Source organism: Roseobacter sp. YIN89, assembly GCF_057219365.1.
The window spans coordinates 662,232-679,824 of sequence record NZ_JBXVVD010000001.1 but is presented as its reverse complement, the minus strand read 5'-3'; the positions used below and the strand labels follow the sequence as shown (position 1 = coordinate 679,824).

The following is a 17,593-nucleotide window of genomic DNA, read 5'->3' as shown; positions in this document are numbered from 1 at the left end:
GCCTCAAAAATTTTCAAACAATCACGTCTGAAGTGATCAGGCGTCAGCTTTCTTACGACGACGCAGCGCCGCCAGACCACCGAGGCCACCGAGCAGAAGCAGACCTGCTGCTGGAACCGGAACCGCTGTTGCAGTGGACGAGAAGCCAATGGTTGCATCTGAACTCTGACCTGCATTCGGGTCGATGGACAGCGAGAAGAAACCTGCTGTCTCTTCACCACCGTGGAAGAACGAGCCCGTGCCAACGAGGTCAGCCGCGCCGTTGGCCATAACAGAAACGGAAGACACCGAAGTAATGTCGAACGACAGACCGGTTGTCGTCACCCAGAACGTGCCGAGGTTCGCAAGGTCGATCGTGCTCAGATTAAAGCCAGTCAGCGAACACACCATGGCAAGTGCTTCGGCTGTTGTGCACACCAGATCGTCGATCGAACCGCTAGCATTACCCGCAGCAGCAGATGTCGGATCAAATGTGATCATGCCTGTCGATGTATCACCATCCGTCAGGTTGTTTGTCGTTGTGAACGGAACGGTACCCCCGATGCTCACAGACCCTGTAACGGTCGCAGCAAATGACGCTACCGGCGCCGCCACGGCCAATGCCGCTGCTGCAATTGCAATTTTTAAGTTCATAATTTTTCACCCTTATTAACGCACCAACTGGTACAGTTTACTTCCCGAGCACCAAAGTAGACCGTTGTTGCCCAACTGCCAACCTTTTTTCGCCACAATTTCGTGCCGCGCTCAGAGTTTAAGCGCTTGTCATGGCTCAATGTTTTTAAATTGGAAACAGTCAAAGTATCCGCGGTGGTTTGTCGACGATATCTGGGGATACACGCCGCGAGGTCACGAAATCATTAACCATCAAAGAACGATTCGCGGCATGTTCAGAAACGTTACGGTCACATTTAGCGCTGGTACAGATTACAGCTTCTTAAGATAGTCACCATAGGAATTTTTTGCATATTTTTCAGCCTGTTGCTGCAAATCTTCCCGGGTGATCCACCCCAGCTCAAAAGCGATTTCTTCAGGCGAGCCGATTTGTTGTCCCTGTCGCTCTTCGATGGTACGGACAAAGTTTCCAGCATCCAGCAAAGAGGCGTGTGTGCCAGTGTCCAACCACGCATATCCGCGCCCCATACGTTGAACAGTCAGCGCATTTTCAGCAAGGTACATCTCTAACAGCGAGGTGATCTCCATCTCTCCGCGCGCGGATGGTTTGACCTGCCGCGCCTTCTCGGAAGCTGTTCCATCAACAAAATACAGCCCTGTGACGGCATGATTCGATGGCGGTTCAGACGGTTTTTCGATGATCGAACGCACCGCGCCGGCACTGTCAAAATCCACAACGCCATAGCGTTCCGGATCCGCGACCTGATAGCCAAATACCGTGGCCCCTTTCGGTTGCCTATCCGCCTCAGCCATCAAACTGGGTAACCCGTGACCGAAAAAGATGTTGTCTCCCAGAATTAGCGCGGATGGCGCGCCTGCCAGAAAATCTTCAGCCAGAATAAAGGCCTGCGCAAGACCATCCGGGCTGGGTTGCACGATCCAAGTCAGCGAGATGCCGAACTGCGACCCGTCGCCCAGCATGCGCTGAAATTGCGCCTGATCTTCCGGCGTTGTGATCACGGCAATTTCACGCATCCCTGCGAGCATCAGAACCGACAAGGGATAATAGATCATGGGTTTGTCGTAGATGGGCAGCAACTGCTTGGATACGCCAAGTGTGATCGGATAAAGCCGCGTGCCTGACCCGCCCGCCAGAATGATGCCTTTGCGTTTTGCGCGGGTGTCGCTCATGTCAATGCCTCTACGATCTCATGGGTGGCTGCCTGCCAGTCCGGACGATTAATACCAAAAGTTGACAACAATGAGGAACAGTCGAGCCGAGAGTTGAACGGTCTGGCCGCCGGTGTTGGGTACGCGCTGGTCGGGATATCTTCGACAGTGGTCTGACGTCCGGCAGCAGTGAATATGGTCCGGGCAAAGTCCGCCCATGTTGTGTCTGGTGCGCCGGAAAGGTGATAAACACCTGTTTTTGACGGATCGTCAATCAAGGCTTCAGCCATTTCTTTGCAAGCCCGCGCAATGGCTGTCGCGGGCGTTGGTCCACCGACCTGATCAGCCACAATGGTCAAGTGATCGCGGGTTTCCGACAAACGCAGCATCGTCTTGAGAAAGTTGTTTCCATGCGCAGAAAAGACCCATGAAGTACGCAGAATGGCGTGTGTGCCACCGGCCGCGACAACGCCGCGCTCGCCGCCCAGTTTGCTGTGCCCGTATACGCCCAAAGGGCCCGTCTCATCTTGCGGCTTCCAAGCGTGCTGTCCTTGCCCGCCAAATACGTAATCCGTTGATATATGGACAAAAGGCACTGATTTTTCTGCGGCTGCCGCTGCCATTGCCGTAGGGGCCATCGCGTTGACGATCATGGCGGTATCACGCTCTTGTTCCGCCTTGTCGACGGCGGTGTATGCGGCAGCATTGATGACCGCGCGCGCGTCGCTGGCGGTGATCAGTTCTTCACAGGCGCCGGGGTCTGTCAGATCTGCTTCTTCCCGTCCCAAACAGATCACACCACCCAAGCGTGCGAGTTCTGTCGCCACCTGACCGGTTTTTCCAAAAACCAGTATGCTCACGCGGTTACACCCAGACGCGTGCCGACCCCGTCCCGATCTTTGAGAGCGCGCCACCAGTCCTCGTTTTCGAGGTACCATTGCACTGTCTGGGCCAGCCCTTGTTCCAGCGTCAAAGAAGGCCGCCATCCAAGCTCTGTTGCGATCCGCTCAGGATTAATCGCATAGCGCAGGTCATGCCCGGGGCGATCAGCCACAAAGGTAATCTGGTCGGCATATGGCGTATCTTTGGGTCGTTTATCATCCAAGACTGCACAGATCATCTTTACAAGGTCGATGTTGCGCACCTCATTCTCGCCGCCAATGTTGTAGCTGCGGCCCAATTGCCCCTTTTGCAGCACGGTCAAAAGCGCGTCGGCGTGGTCTTCGACAAAAAGCCAATCGCGCACGTTTTCACCCTTGCCGTAGACAGGGATGTCACCTCCGGCGAGGGCGTTCAGAATGACCACCGGGATCAGCTTTTCAGGGAAATGGTAGGGCCCGTAGTTATTGGAACAGTTCGACAGAACGACAGGCAGCCCGTAGGTTTCGCCCCATGCACGCACAAGGTGGTCCGACGCGGCCTTCGACGCCGAATACGGCGAACGCGGATCATAAGGTGTGGTTTCGGTAAACTGCCCTTCCGCACCCAGAGAGCCGAAAACTTCGTCTGTCGATACGTGATGAAAGCGAAAACCTTCGGGACGGCCCTGTGCCACCCAATAACCGCGCACCGCCTCAAGTAATTGATAAGTGCCTGTAATATTCGTCTCGATAAAAGTACCGGGCCCATCGATCGAGCGGTCTACATGACTTTCCGCGGCAAGGTGCATGACGGCATCGGGCTGGTGATCTGCCAAAATCTGGCTCACCGCGTCGCGATCCAGAATATTCGCGTGCGCAAAGCGATAATTTGGGTGATCTGCCACCATCGCAACGTTATCCAGGCACGCCGCGTAGGTGAGCGCATCAAGGTTGACGATCTCAAATCCACGTTCGATGGCGGTGCGCACCACAGCAGATCCGATAAATCCTGCGCCACCTGTCACAAGAATTTTCATGCCTGTGGTCCTTCATATGTAAACGGGCTGTCGAAATCCGAAAAACTTTGCGCCGTTGCATCCTTGTCGGAAAGCTTTGGAGCGCCGCTTGTGATACCCCAATCGATATCCAGACTGTCGAATTGGACCGCCCCGTCACACTCTGGCGCGTAGTAATCTGAACATTTGTAGATCACTTCGGTGTCCGGTTCGCGGGTGACAAAACCATGAAGAAAGCCTGTCGGGATGAGTAGTTGGCGTCCGTTCTGTTCTGTCAGGTCCACGCCCACCCATTCGCCGTAGGTGGGAGAGCCACGTCGAACATCTACAGCGACGTCGAACAAGGCGCCCTGCCCGCACCGGACCAGTTTGGCCTGCGCATGCGGTGGTGCTTGAAAGTGTAATCCGCGCAGGGTGTTGGGTGTTTTCGACAGAGAATGGTTGTCTTGCACCCAGTCGATGTGGATACCCGCGTCAGACATGCGTTTGCGGTTCCAGCTCTCGCTGAAGAATCCTCGAGGGTCTTCAAAACGGGCAGGCGTCAGTATCAGCACCCCGTCCAGTTTTGTCTTTTCTACATGCACACACGCTTACCTGTTTTACGGCTGTTACAGGCACCACTTAGCAACGCACTTTGCCCGTGTCACCCCTGAGCCCACCCACGCCAGTTAATTCATCCAGTTGTGCGGACGGCGCAACGCACCACTTGAGACGCGACTTGCGAGAGTTGACAGGCCGTCGCGCGTGGCGCATCAGAACGGAAACTTGTGCTTTGAGGAGCGATAATCGTGAAGATAGCTATGATCGGCACCGGCTATGTGGGGCTGGTGTCTGGTGTTTGTTTTTCCGACTTCGGCCACGAGGTCGTTTGCGTTGACAAGGATCCCAACAAGATCACGCGATTGAATAACGGAGAGGTGCCGATTTTCGAACCGGGCCTTGACGATCTCATGGCACGTAACATGTCGGCAGGTCGTTTGACATTTACCGGGGACCTCAAACAAGCGGTGGCGGACGCCGAAGCGGTATTTATCGCGGTCGGAACGCCGACACGGCGCGGCGACGGTCACGCGGATCTGTCCTATGTGATGGCCGCCGCCGAGGAAATTGCGAATGCTATCAACGGGTACACGGTTGTCGTAACCAAATCGACGGTCCCAGTTGGCACCAATCGGCAAGTTAAGGACGTGCTGTCCAAAACGCGACCCGATGCCGATTTCGACGTTGCCTCCAACCCTGAGTTTTTGCGCGAGGGTGCCGCCATTGATGATTTCATGCGGCCCGACCGGATCGTCGTGGGTGTCGATAGCGAGCGCGCAGCCGAGGTTATGCAGGCAATTTACCGGCCACTGTACTTGCGCGAATTTCCGATCATGACCACAGATTTGGAAAGCGCGGAGATGATCAAATACGCAGCAAACGCGTTTCTGGCGACCAAGATCACCTTCATCAACGAAATTGCACAACTCTGCGAACGTACCGGCGCCGACGTCAAAATGGTCTCCAAAGGCATGGGCTTGGACGGTCGTATCGGGTCAAAATTCCTGCACGCCGGTCCGGGGTATGGCGGATCGTGCTTTCCCAAGGATACATCTGCCTTGGCGCGAATCGGACAGGATCACGCCGTGCCCATGCAGATTGTCGAAACAGTGATAACCGTCAACGACACGATCAAGCGCAGGATGATAGACAAGATCACTGACATGTGTGGCGGGGCGGTGAACGGTAAGAAAATCGCCGTGCTGGGCGTCACCTTCAAGCCGAATACAGACGACATGCGGGAGGCGCCATCGCTAACCATTGTACCAGCCTTGGTCGGCGCGGGCGCACAAGTGAGCGTGGTTGACCCGCAAGGCAAACGCGAGGGCGAGGCACTTTTACCCGGTGTGACATGGGCCGAAGATCCATACGCGGCCTCAGAAGGCGCGCACGCGCTTGTACTGTTGACGGAATGGAACGAATTTCGCGCGCTGGATTTGCCGAGGCTGGCCGGGCTCATGTCAACGCCTGCCATGGCCGATCTTCGGAACATATATGCACCAGGCGAAGTGCAAGACGCAGGCTTTGTGGCCTATGCGGGCGTCGGTCGCCGAGGTTTTGGCGCCGACTAAGAGCTTCCGTCAGCCATCCCGCTTGCTGAAATAGTCGCGATACCACGTGGCAAAGGCCGCGATGCCATCCCGGTAGTTGGTTTTTGGCATCGCGCCGGTCAAGGCTTCCAACAAATCAGCGCTGGCCCATGTGGCCGGCACATCGCCCGGTTGCATGGGAAGAAAATTCTTTTCAGCTTGCACGCCAAGCTCCTGCTCGAGGGCCGAGATGAAGTCCATCAACCGGACTTTGTCCCCGTTACCGATATTCACCACGCGAAACGGCGCAACGTCGCTCAGACTATCACCTGGCACGCCGACAGCGGGACGATCTGCCGGTGACGGGGGCATTACATCGATCAGACGGGTGATCCCCTCCACAAGATCGTCGACAAATGTAAAATCGCGGAACATGTCGCCGTTATTGTAGATGTCGATGGGGCGACCAGCCCGCATCAGTTCGGCAAATTTGAACGGCACCATGTCCGGACGGCTCCACGCGCCGTAAACCGTAAAAAAGCGGAACATTGTCACCGGCAATGCGTGCAAATGCGCATAAACATGCGCCATGTTCTCACTGGCCTTTTTGGTCGCCGCGTAGATGGTCATCTGCGTATCAGCCTTGTCCGTCTCAGCGAAAGGCATCTTGGTGTTTGCACCATAAGCAGACGAGGTGGACGCCATCAGAAGGTGGCGCACCGCAAGCCGTCGCGCGGCTTCCATCACGTTGAAAGACCCGATTACATTTGCGTCGAGGTAAGCTCGCGGGTTTTCCAGGCTGTAACGGACCCCGGCCTGCCCCGCCAGATGGACAATGATTTCGGGCTCGAAGTCATCCACCGCGCGGTCAAGCACCTCTTGGTCCTCCAGCAGACCAATGGTTTTCGAAAACGCATTATGACCCGAAAGCACCGCGTGCCTGTCTTCTTTCAGCCGTTGGTCGTAGTAGTCGGTCATGCCATCATAGCCATGCACCTCGTGGCCATCGGACATCAGGCGTCGTGCAAGGTGAAATCCTATGAACCCGGCGGTTCCTGTAATGAATACACGCATTTTGCTACGTAACTCTCCCGTCGTTGGACCATCAGCGTCATATCTATGCCACTTTCGCAACCGCATGATAGCGCCAGCGCGCAACCGCGTTGCAAATTGGGATTCGTGGCCAGTAGAAACATCTACAGGCGTAGTGCACAATCCGGTAATCGGCATGCGGACCGCCAAAGACCTTTGAGAGGCCAAGATGACCAATTCAGCGCTTATCCATCCGATCTTGCTGGCCGGGGGGTCTGGATCAAGGTTATGGCCGTTGTCGCGCAAAAGTTACCCAAAGCAGTTCTCTTCGCTGACGGGCGATCAAAGTTTGTTTCAGGCGTCAGCACAGCGACTTGCCGGTCCAGGCTACGCCGCGCCGGTCGTGCTGACGAATTCGGACTTTCGGTTCCTTGTCACAGAGCAACTGATGGCGATCGGGATCGACCCTGCCGCCATTCTGATTGAGCCCGCAAGCCGCAACACGGCGCCTGCGGTTCTGGCCGCAGCCTTGCACCTGCACGCCACCTCACCTGACGCCCTGATGCTCGTGGCCGCCTCGGATCACGTCATCCCCGATCCGGACGCCTTCCGCGCTGCCGTTGCTCAGGCGGCTGAGCCCGCAAGGGCAGGCCAGATCGTGACGTTTGGCATCACGCCTGACCGCCCTGAAACGGGATACGGTTATCTTGAACTGGCCGGCCCCCCGCAAGACGGAACAGTCACAGACCTCAAACGCTTTGTCGAAAAGCCGGAGCTGGCCAGCGCACAAGAGATGCTCGCACAGGGGACATATCTTTGGAACGCAGGGATTTTCTTGTTTTCCGCCGCAACAATCGTCGAAGCCTTCCGCCGCTATGCGCCAAAGCTGGTCCCCACGGTCGAAGCTGCGCTGGAACTGGCGAAACCGGACCTTGGCTTCTTGCGCCTTGATCCGGACAGCTGGGCAAAAGCAGAGGACATTTCCATCGATTATGCGGTGATGGAAAAAGCAGACAACCTGACGGTTATGCCATTTTCCGCCGGGTGGTCAGACCTAGGCGGTTGGGATGCGGTTTGGCGCGAAATGGGTCCGGATTCAGAAGGCGTGGCCACCAGCGACGGCGCCACAGCACTGGATTGCCACGACACGTTGCTGCGGGCGGAAACGGACGGTCAGGTGCTCGTCGGGATCGGCCTCGAAAACATCGTTGCTGTGGCCATGCCGGATGCGGTTCTTGTGGCCGACCGTCGCCGCGCACAGGATGTAAAGAAAGCCGTTGCTGTTCTAAAAGAACAAGGTAGCCATCAGGCAGAAACCTTTCCAATTGATCACCGGCCCTGGGGTTGGTTCGAAAGCCTTGTCATCGGCGAGCGTTTTCAGGTCAAGCGTATCGTGGTCAATCCCGGCGCAGCGCTCAGCTTGCAGAGCCACCACCATCGCGCTGAACACTGGATCGTCGTTGAAGGCACTGCGAAGGTGACCATCAACGAAGAGATCAAACTGGTGACGGAAAATCAGTCAGTTTACATACCGCTAGGTGCAGTCCATCGCATGGAAAACCCCGGTAAAGTGCCAATGGTTCTGATCGAAGTGCAAACTGGCAGCTACCTCGGTGAAGACGACATCATTCGTTATGAGGATGTCTACGCACGGGGTTAGACCATCGCTTTCTCAACCCGGCCAGGGATCAGCTGACGCTCCGACATCATCCATAGGCACCGAATTACGACAAAGAGGTTCGCCGCGCGAACGTCATCGGCGGAATGTGACCAAAACGTGACGACACTTCGGCATGTCTTTGCTGCAAGTCGGCGGGTCAACGCCACCATGTCCCTTAAAATTAGCGGGTTTCGGCCACTCGGAACGCCATTAACAAAGTCTTAATTGCGGCCGCTTTCAGATTAATTAATTCGGCAAGATGGCCGCATTTGCCCTGTTTTTCCACAAATCAAACACAATCGGGAAGTCTAAATATGCGAGCCGGATAGGGTTTTAAACGGCCGAAATGCGGCCACAAAATGAGAGCAGATATGTCCCACCTTTTCGCTTCGTGCTTTGATAGACGAAAGCCGACACTTGTCAGTATACTGGTACCTCGAAACGTTTACGCGCAAGAGGTTGCATGCGACGCATACGGCGAGCTGGTGGAAACACGAAATGGCTGCTCCGAACGGGGAGACGCCTGATGCTCGGATCACTTCTTGGATTGTTTTTTGGCGGCGCAGCCATTGCAGGCATTGGCCTCGCTGCTGGCGGCTCCGGCGGCGATGACGCACCTGCGGCAGCCCCACCCCCTACACCAGAACCAACACCAGAACCGACACCACCACAGCAAGCTATGGATGAAAGCGAGGCTGAACAAAGCCCACCTGCCGATCCTGTGGTAGAAGAGACCCCGGAAGAGCCCGTTGCAGCGCCTGCACCAGCACCAGAGCCAGAGCCTGAGCCAGAGCCCGAACCTGAGCCAGAGCCCGCGCCGACCCCCACCCCAGAACCCGAGCCAGTGGTGAACGCTCCTGCTCCTGAAACTCCACAAGCTCCGGTATCAGAACAATCCCCAGACGAAGGCCCCGATCTTTCGATAGATATCAGCGGGACCACTGGTGCTGTTGATGTGCCGGCAGGGCGCGTGACTGTGCTGGACCCAAGCACTGAAGACAATCCAATTGTTTCGATGAAAGTTCTGAGCGGTCTGGAAACCGGCCATGTCAGCGTTAACCCCGACAACACGCTCGCGATCGTGATGTCTGGTACAACCTACACCGGTGCAGTCAATTTCAGTTACCAAGCGACCTATGAAGACGGCACTACCGAAACGGTTGAGCAGTCGTTGAACATTGTAGCACCGCTGGAAGAGGGCGTGCCCCAAGATGGGTGGGGCAGTGGCCACGCATATATGCTGCAAACGGATGAAAATGGCGATTTGATCGTTGAAACCGGTGAAAACCACCGCGATATCTATATTTCTGCCAGCGAGAACGCCCTGTCTCTGGCCGAGATCGCAGCGATCGAAAATATGGATGTCGAAGACGTCACGCCACGTTGGCTGGCCGCGCATCCTGAATATGGCAGCGATCCCGAAATGGCGCTTGACCAACACGCAGGCAAAGAACTTTGGGACCACTTGAACGCCAAAGGTCCGCATTCCAACTGGATGCTGCTAGAGCGCGGGTATGAATACGACAAGCTTGGTTCGATCCTCGACCCCGGCTCGCAGGGGGAAGACCCGCTTCACCCAATTCACATCACCGCCTACGGCGAAGGCGAAAAGCCTGAAATCACTTCTCTCGTTCGCATCATCAATGATGCAGCCGAAAATGTCGTATTTTCTGATCTGCACTTCAGCGGCGAGTTCATGACATTGGGCGGCGACAACTACATTTTCGAGAACATCACCGTCACCGAAAGTGAGTTTGCCATCCAAGGTCTGGGATCACGTATCAACGGAGTCACGATCCGCAACTCTGATTTTTACGACATTGTCGATGACGACCCCTCAGGTGCCAACGGCGACTGGGTGCCCTCCCCTGATCGGATCAGCGGTCTCTACATTCAGAAAGCAAATGACGTTCTGATCGAAAACACATTGTTCGATCACAATGGCTGGGAAGACGGGTATGATCCCAACTGGGATGGCGATTCAGGCCAGCCACCAAGCATGTACAGCCACAATGTCTATCTGCAGTACAACACCGATAACGTCACATTCCGTGATAACATCACGATGCAAGCGGCCTCTTTCGGCGCGCAACTGCGCGGCGGCGGATTCATTGAAGATAACGTGTTCCTCGACAACAATGTCGGCGTGAACTTCCTTGGCGGACGCCATGACAACGGTCTGATTGATGACAGCTACACGCTCTTCACAGGAAACGTGGTGACCTCGGCGGCATACAAACAGGCTCAGATGGTCGGTGCGAAATCCTGGGGTATCGAAAACAAGAGTGTTCTAGCGACCCTGCACCAGAACATCGTGGCGCACCTTGCCGATCCGGACAACCCGGAAGAGCTTGAGTGGAAATGGTACAACGACATGGCGTTGAAAAGTACCGAAGAGTTCTTTTACAACGACACGATCATCTACAACTGGGCCAGTGGCTACGATGTTCAGCGTGATCTCGATCGAGATCGCAATACCGAAAACGTTGATTCGAATGTTGCGGATGAAACCACCATTCAGCGGTATGCAGCGGCGCTTCTTGGACAGGAAACCGCAACAATTCAGGACCTTTCAGCCTATCTGCGCGAAGACCTCGGATCAAATGTGGATGGCCAGACAGATGCCGACCTGATCATCAACTACTTTCAGCAAGGCTTTGGGATCGACGTGCACCTTGATGTGTCAAGCGCGCGTGATTTCCGTTTTGTGCCTGACGATCTTGGAGATGGTATCCGCTGGGACAACCGCATGAACTGGGATCTCGATTCGCTGCCAGGATCTGGCGATGGCGACAACGTCAATCTTGCCGGTAACCTTGTGAATTATGGTGGAACCGCCACGTTGGGCGATCTTGATTTCGGGTCGGGCGGTAAACTGCTTGTAACCCACGGCTACCTGTCGGTTGACGGTATGCTGTCGGCAGGCGAACGCGGTGCCGAGCTTGAAATCAAGAGCACCGGTCAATTCTGGACCAATGGATATGCCGATGACGACAAGCTCGATATCGAAGTTTTCGGCGGCAGGTTCGCCAACACAGGCGATGTTACTGGCGATGTTGACCTGACAGCCAGCCTTGGTCAAACGATCCTTGCCTCGCAAGGCGGCGCCTTTGAAGTAGGTGCGGACAATACACTGCTGATCCGGGGCGGCGAAGCAAAAGTAGGCTTTGACAGCGATGACGGCGATACCGCCGTACTGCGCTTCGACGACGAAGCAACACTTGGGTTCGATGCCTTTGTGGGTGAAATGAATTCAATCACAGAATTCCGCAGCGGATATTTCGGTGATGCTGAAACCGATGTTCAGTCCGGTGTGAACCTGGGTGAAGCAAACCTGTTCCTCGACTTGGAAGGAATGAACCAATCCGAAGGCAGCCACGTGTTGATTGACGTCGATGAGATCGTTGGCGGTTTTGGTGAAGTTCGCGTCGCCGGTTTGGCCAGTGACCGCGACGTGGAGATCAAAGTCGATTACGAGACCGACCGCGTAGAGCTGAACTTTATGGCGAATGGCAGCGGTGAGCTGAGCTATACGACCACCGGCACAGCAGACGACGCACAGGAAGCCGCAGACCTCTGGGCTGCACTGACCGATGGTCAACCTGTAGCTGATGACACGGCGCCGCTTCTGCAGACCACTGATGAGGAACTGTTCGAAGACGAATTCGTCTAATCAGACAGGCTGAAAAAAGACGTTAACCTTTATACGCCCATACCCTTGTCGGGCTATGGGCGTTTGGTTGCGTCATCGACAACTGACAAAAAAGCCGCACCAAACATTTGGTCGACCTCAGGCTTATAGTGCCCGTCAGAAACAAAGCCTGTGCGATCTGTGTAATCAAAGTGTTCGGCCGTCGCGAGATACGGCGTATCAGTCCGCTCAAGCACCGGTAAAACGATCGGCAGCAGGTCAGGCTGCAGACTGCGATTGTTCTGGATCAACATAACCACGGGTATTTGCCCATCGGCCTGCGCGGTTTCTGCAAACTCAATTATCATGTGGCGCAGCACTTCCTCATAGGGATAACTGTTGGATGAAAGAACATCCGCCTTGGTACGCTCGATATGGGCGGTTGCCAGTGACCGCCGCACCAAACGCGCGAAGGGTGATACATCCAGCCAGCTTGCGCCGAACGTCCGCATATCATGAAACACGTCCGTACTGGATAGCTGGGCCTGCCACGCCTGACGTAGTCCAGCATCGTCGGCCACAATGCGCTGTTGCGCGGCACTTTGAACGACTGGGTCTATACGTGCCAGCTTGTCACCCTCGAGAAGGTAGACTGGGTAAGTAAATGGCGCGGGTTGTTCGAACACCCATGTGCTGTTCGTCAATGCCGTCATCGCTGGCACTGAAGAGGACAGGATACCCAGCACCACGATGTCCCCTTCCCGCCGGTTCGCGCGATCATCTTCAAAAAGTGCAAAGGTGAAATTCGGCGGACCGCCGGGACCGTCGTGTGCGTCCCAGATCAATTCTGGCCGTTGTGCCACCGCACTGCGAATAATCCGGTTGGCAAACGACATGCCGTAGCTGCGGATGACGGGCCCAGCGGCGGTATCTTCCAATGCAAAACGCGCCGCTGATTCAGCGACGGTCGCAGCGGGCCACGCCACGTCATATAGATTGCCCGGCATATCAGGAGCCTGTTCCCACTGAGACAACTTACCGGGGACAGAGCGGCCATAATCGAAATACGTTACCAACGCTCCAAGTCTGCCAGTGCGTTCTGCCCAGCCAAGTGTTGCGGCCACAAGCGCATCCATCGACAGCAGTGCGACCAGTGTGACGAGTGCAATCTTTATGGTGTGTCGCATCCTGCCCCCTTAGAACTGGAAATAGATGAACGCAGAGGTGTCCGTCGTTGCGCCAAAAGCGAACAGGTAGAGCATTCCGGCGTAAAGCACGGCGCGCACGACCAATGGCCATTTGCGGTAGAAGGCCACATCGCCGCTGCGCTCGACGGATATGTCCCAGACGAGCAGAAATGCCAGACCAAGAAGTGCCGCGAATGGCGGTGTTGGCATTGATAATCCTCCCGCAGCAGCCGTGACCCCCAGAAGACGCGCGGTAAAGTCGCTGATCTGGTCGAAAGAGGTCGCCCGAAACAGCAGCCAGCCGTAGCAAACAACCTGAAAGAACGCAGCAATGGCGACGCCGCGCAAAATCCATTGCCACAAGCTGCGCGAAACCCCTTCACCCACACGGCCGTGTCTGCCTGCAAACATCCGATGTACAGCCAAAAGAGCGCCCTGATACACGCCCCATGCGACGAAATTCCATGCCGCCCCGTGCCATAGGCCGCCCAACACCATCGTCGCCATAAGGTTGCGATACGTCTTGAGCGGGCCGGATCGGTTTCCCCCAAGTGACACATACAGATAATCGCGCAACCATGTCGAAAGCGATATATGCCAGCGCCGCCAGAACTCCTGCGGGTCCGCCGCAAAATAGGGCTGGGCAAAGTTGCGCATGAGGTGAAATCCCAACATCTTGGCGACACCCCGAGCGATATCTGTATACCCCGAGAAATCGCAGTAAATCTGCACCGCAAAGAGCCAGGTGGCAAAAAGTATATCAAGCCGCGACGGATCGGGTGCGCTGTAAACGGCATCCACCGAAGGAGCGATCCCATCGGCGACGACAACTTTCTTGATCAGTCCCAGCAAGCACAGCAAGGCACCACGCCGAAATGCTTCCCAACTCAGTTTGCGTGGAGCGGCAATATTGGGCAGGAGGTTTTTGGCCCGTTCAATCGGCCCCGCGACCAGTTGCGGGAAAAAGGCAACGAAGAGCGCGAAATCAAAGAAATCGCGCGTGGGTTCCAAATCGCGACGATAGATGTCGATCGTGTAACTCAGCGTTTGAAACGTGTAGAACGAGATGCCAACTGGCAGCACGATGGACAAGACAAAAGGATCCGCCGCATACCCGATCCCTGCCAACATGTCCTGAAAACTGCTGACAAAAAAACCCAGATATTTGAACACCGCCAGCATGCCGAGGTTGACCGCCAGCGAGATTGCCAAAAGTCGCTTGCGCCGCCCCGTATCCGTTTCGCCGGCCATTCGCAGGCCAACAATGTAATCAACAAAGGTACTGATCAGGATCAGAGACAGAAACCGCCAATCCCATGAGCCATAGAAATAGTAGCTCGCGATCAGCAACATCCGATTTTGCAGCTTGTGCGGCAGCACGACATAGGCGGCAGCGACAAGCACGAAGAACGCCCAAAAGTCTAACTCGGTAAAAAGCAATTCCTTGATCCTGACGTGCTATCCGTAAGGGCCTGTCGAAACATGGTACCCTGTCAGACAAACTCGACCGCGACTTTAGGCTTGAAGCGATAGCGAGGCCATATCTATCTCGATCGATTTCGGAGAACGGGAAAATCCCTGCCGTTGTGTTGCTTTGTATCGATGTCTGCCACAAACGCTGGGTTGATTTAGACAAGCAGAAGTTCAGCCGGTGTCAGCCTCGATGCATTTCATGATACCGCTCTTCCAGTCTTCGTGTTCGGTGAACATCGTAAGGAGAGACTGACGCGCATCAGAAAGGGCATTTGCATAAACCTCTTCTGAAGTGAGCGCCAACAACATTTTGGCGGCGAGGTCTTCGGCACTCCCTGCTTGGAAAACCAGATCCCCATACTCAAAATACTCTTTTGCCGGCACCGCCGAGCTCATGATGCTGGGAGTGCCATGTACCGCAGCTTCAATGGGAACAGTTGCCAGCCCTTCACAGAAATCCGGACGGCTTGGGCAAATACACAAATCCGCCTCTGCGTATGCACGCCGAACCCCATGCGCATCAAGCCTTCCGGTGAACGCCACACTTTCTGCGATCTTCAAATCACGTGCGAGGTCGCGGCAGTGTTCGAGATAGCTACCGTCGCCTACGATCTTAAGCCGGGTGTCGGCGTGCTTGTCGTGCACGGTCTTGAACGCACGGATCAGATCCCCCACCCCTTTGCTCTGCTCGACCCGGCCGACATACAGAAACGTCCGTGGCGCGCCTCCGGCATGCTCTGGTCGGGGGACAGGCTCCATCAATACGCGGGGCAGTTGAACCACGCTGAAAGTCTTCGCTCCTCCGCGCAGCGCCTCGAACTGCCGCTGGCACTCACGCGAAACGCAAACGGCCAGATCAACATGACGCAAAGACCGGCGCGTCAGCGATGTAAGAAATTTGGCTTTGCTACCTTCAGGGCCACCGTAAGGCGGCCAAAACGTGTTGTGGATCGACAAAATCTTCTTTGGCTTGCGCGGCAAAAGGTCAAAGTACTGGCTGGGAAAGTCCGACGAAATAATCACGACATCAGGACCAAAGGCGCGCAGTTTTTGCCCGACCTCAAAGGCATACCGCATTTCGCCAAGATAATACCGCCACCCTGATTTCCGGCTGCTGGGAACTGTAGAGAAGCCAAATCTGGGATCACCAGTCGCGCCGCTTTCGGTGGGGCAGATCACCTGACCCTGACCGTCAATGGAACTGATCAGGTCAAAAAACTGTCCAGAGTAGGTTTGTTTGTTGATCGAAGCGTCCGCGTCGCCGGCCTGCCACTTTAGAAAAGTGCCATAGGCGTCACCGGGTCCATGAATATATGAAATCTTCATTCAGAGTGGTGCCCGGGTTATTCGCGTTGAAACTTTTGCTTATGTGATTTGTTGCAAGTGAAGGCGTGTGATGCAAATGCAAAAGCTGTTGGACGCGGCTTGTGCTGGTCCTATCACCACAAAAGGCGACTTGGTCAGACTGCAACGACTATGCTTTCAGGATGCATATGTGGCAAGTGGCGGCACTTCGGATCGTTAAACTTCCTTTGCGTACACCTAATCGGGCCGGTTTCGCCAGACGGCGCAATCTGGCGCACATCAATCCTGCATCGCCTTGCCCGCCAAATCTAAGGCCGGTGCAACGGCAGGGCATCGATCTGACCTTCAATCTGTTCGATCATCGCCGCATACCGCGGGCTGTCTACATCGCCAAACTTTTGCTGAAACACTTCGCGCGTCATGATCTGAGGGACATCATCAAATGGAATAATCACATCGTTTTCGTTTTCAATGCGCTCCAGCAGGCCCGGCCAGTCCTCACGTTGGGCTGACATTAGCGTGTTGGACATGCGAATGCCGGAATTATTTGCCGCCAGATCCGTGAAGTCAAATCCGCCGCGTGTCAGTCGAATACTGTCATACAGCTCTTTGAATTCGCCCACAGAAACAGCAAACCCCCGATTGCTTGCGGCCTGCAGTGCCGCTGCGGTGGTAAAATGGCGTCGGCTATCGATCCGCCCGTTCAGGGTCACATCCGCGCAAGAGGTTTCCCAAGACGACGGCTGGCTTTGCCCGGTTCCTGCCAAACCACCGACAACCATGGTAAAGTCACGCGCGCCACAGGCCCGTGTGAGGGCGAAAAGTGCCGCCGTATAAGCATTGCCGATGCCTTCGGAACTGCTCCCTTCGTAGGCCGCGCGCAGCGTGAATTCGAGATACGGCAAATAGCTGCCAGTGGCCGGCAATTCACCGCGATCCATCGCCTGGCGCAGAGCAACGTAGTAGCGATTGATTACTTCGGCCTGCGGCATATCATTTCCGCGCAACGTGCCGAAAACGCCGCGCATTACGCCGTTCTTTCCTATCTCATCAATCGTCAAATCGAACGAAACGACATCGTCTTGTGTGTACATCCCGGTTGCCGCAGACAGCGCTGTGTCACCCAGTTGGTTGCCAAACGCCGCGTTCATCCCCAAGCGCGCCACCTGCAACGCCGTGTCTGGTGGGACACTTAGTGCGCCCAGTCGTACCTCTTGCAAGGCGAATTCACCCCGAAATACGGGTGCGAAGACTTCGATATTGAGCCACAGCCTTTCGGCAGAGAACGGCAGCGGGATGGCGGCATTTCCTGCCACGCCCTCTTCTTTGACATCCACACGTCCGCGAAACCCCGGTACAAACCGGCCCCCCAGTGTCAAAACGCTATTAAGCTCTGCCTCAGTGACGGGGAACGGTTCGCTCTCTGTCTGGCCGGTTTCCACCGCCTTGCGCAGACCACGCACGAACCGCCGCGCGTCATGTACATTTTCCGGCGTGGGCGCAGCTGTACGTGTTATTCCCGGAGAAGTTTCGATCACAGCCACTGCCAAGCCTGTCAAAGCGATGATGCCAACAAAG

13 protein-coding genes are annotated in these 17,593 nt (G+C 55.6%); 3 read left to right on the top strand and 10 right to left on the bottom strand.

The genetic code is table 11. The annotated features are described in order from the left end of the window. Positions 1-36 precede the first annotated feature (36 nt). The 5 genes from AC2D8V_RS03340 to rfbC form a co-directional block, all read right to left on the bottom strand. The gene (locus AC2D8V_RS03340) at positions 37-633 is read right to left on the bottom strand and encodes a VPLPA-CTERM sorting domain-containing protein (protein WP_484732093.1); all 597 of its coding nucleotides are present in this window, start codon (positions 631-633) and stop codon (positions 37-39) included. Between the two features lie 291 nt (positions 634-924). Further along, on the bottom strand, positions 925-1,803 hold the full coding sequence (gene rfbA, locus AC2D8V_RS03335) for a glucose-1-phosphate thymidylyltransferase RfbA (protein WP_484732092.1): 879 nt from the start codon (positions 1,801-1,803) through the stop codon (positions 925-927). Then, positions 1,800-2,642: a dTDP-4-dehydrorhamnose reductase gene (gene rfbD, locus AC2D8V_RS03330; RefSeq protein ID WP_484732091.1), complete on the bottom strand. Its 843-nt coding sequence runs from the start codon at positions 2,640-2,642 to the stop codon at positions 1,800-1,802. The genes rfbA and rfbD overlap by 4 nt, the downstream gene beginning before the upstream one ends. After that, a complete protein-coding gene (gene rfbB, locus AC2D8V_RS03325; RefSeq protein ID WP_484732090.1) occupies positions 2,639-3,679 on the bottom strand; it encodes a dTDP-glucose 4,6-dehydratase in 1,041 nt (346 codons plus the stop codon). Before rfbB ends, rfbD begins: the two co-directional genes overlap by 4 nt. Beyond that, positions 3,676-4,242 (bottom strand): dTDP-4-dehydrorhamnose 3,5-epimerase, encoded by a 567-nt coding sequence (rfbC, locus tag AC2D8V_RS03320; RefSeq protein WP_484732089.1) that lies wholly within the window; start codon positions 4,240-4,242, stop codon positions 3,676-3,678. Before rfbC ends, rfbB begins: the two co-directional genes overlap by 4 nt. Before the next feature lie 204 nt (positions 4,243-4,446). On the opposite strand from rfbC, the gene AC2D8V_RS03315 reads away from it, so the two are divergent. After that, positions 4,447-5,769: a UDP-glucose dehydrogenase family protein gene (locus AC2D8V_RS03315; RefSeq protein ID WP_484732088.1), complete on the top strand. Its 1,323-nt coding sequence runs from the start codon at positions 4,447-4,449 to the stop codon at positions 5,767-5,769. Positions 5,770-5,778: 9 nt separating this feature from the next. Here the strand turns inward: AC2D8V_RS03315 and AC2D8V_RS03310 are convergent, their stop codons facing one another. Beyond that, entirely contained in the window at positions 5,779-6,801 is a 1,023-nt protein-coding gene (locus AC2D8V_RS03310) for an NAD-dependent epimerase/dehydratase family protein (protein WP_484732087.1), read from the bottom strand. Between the two features lie 187 nt (positions 6,802-6,988). Here AC2D8V_RS03310 and AC2D8V_RS03305 point away from each other — a divergent pair, with 187 nt between their 5' ends. Beyond that, a complete protein-coding gene (locus AC2D8V_RS03305; RefSeq protein WP_484732086.1) occupies positions 6,989-8,419 on the top strand; it encodes a mannose-1-phosphate guanylyltransferase/mannose-6-phosphate isomerase in 1,431 nt (476 codons plus the stop codon). Between the two features lie 526 nt (positions 8,420-8,945). Further along, positions 8,946-12,092, top strand: a complete 3,147-nt coding sequence (locus tag AC2D8V_RS03300; RefSeq protein WP_484732085.1) for a right-handed parallel beta-helix repeat-containing protein — start codon at positions 8,946-8,948, stop codon at positions 12,090-12,092. 53 nt (positions 12,093-12,145) lie between these two features. On the opposite strand, the gene AC2D8V_RS03295 is transcribed toward AC2D8V_RS03300, so the two are convergent. The 4 genes from AC2D8V_RS03295 to AC2D8V_RS03280 all read right to left on the bottom strand — a co-directional run bounded on the left by AC2D8V_RS03295 (position 12,146) and on the right by AC2D8V_RS03280 (position 17,553). Continuing rightward, the gene (locus AC2D8V_RS03295) at positions 12,146-13,237 is read right to left on the bottom strand and encodes a hypothetical protein (protein ID WP_484732084.1); all 1,092 of its coding nucleotides are present in this window, start codon (positions 13,235-13,237) and stop codon (positions 12,146-12,148) included. Positions 13,238-13,246: 9 nt separating this feature from the next. Then, positions 13,247-14,677 carry an MBOAT family O-acyltransferase gene (locus AC2D8V_RS03290; protein WP_484732083.1) on the bottom strand — a complete coding sequence of 477 codons (1,431 nt, stop codon included), beginning with the start codon at positions 14,675-14,677 and terminating at the stop codon, positions 13,247-13,249. A gap of 204 nt (positions 14,678-14,881) precedes the next feature. Further along, positions 14,882-16,036 carry a glycosyltransferase family 4 protein gene (locus tag AC2D8V_RS03285; RefSeq protein ID WP_484732082.1) on the bottom strand — a complete coding sequence of 385 codons (1,155 nt, stop codon included), beginning with the start codon at positions 16,034-16,036 and terminating at the stop codon, positions 14,882-14,884. A gap of 287 nt (positions 16,037-16,323) precedes the next feature. After that, a complete protein-coding gene (locus tag AC2D8V_RS03280; RefSeq protein ID WP_484732081.1) occupies positions 16,324-17,553 on the bottom strand; it encodes a YfiM family lipoprotein in 1,230 nt (409 codons plus the stop codon). Between the last annotated feature and the right edge of the window lie 40 nt (positions 17,554-17,593).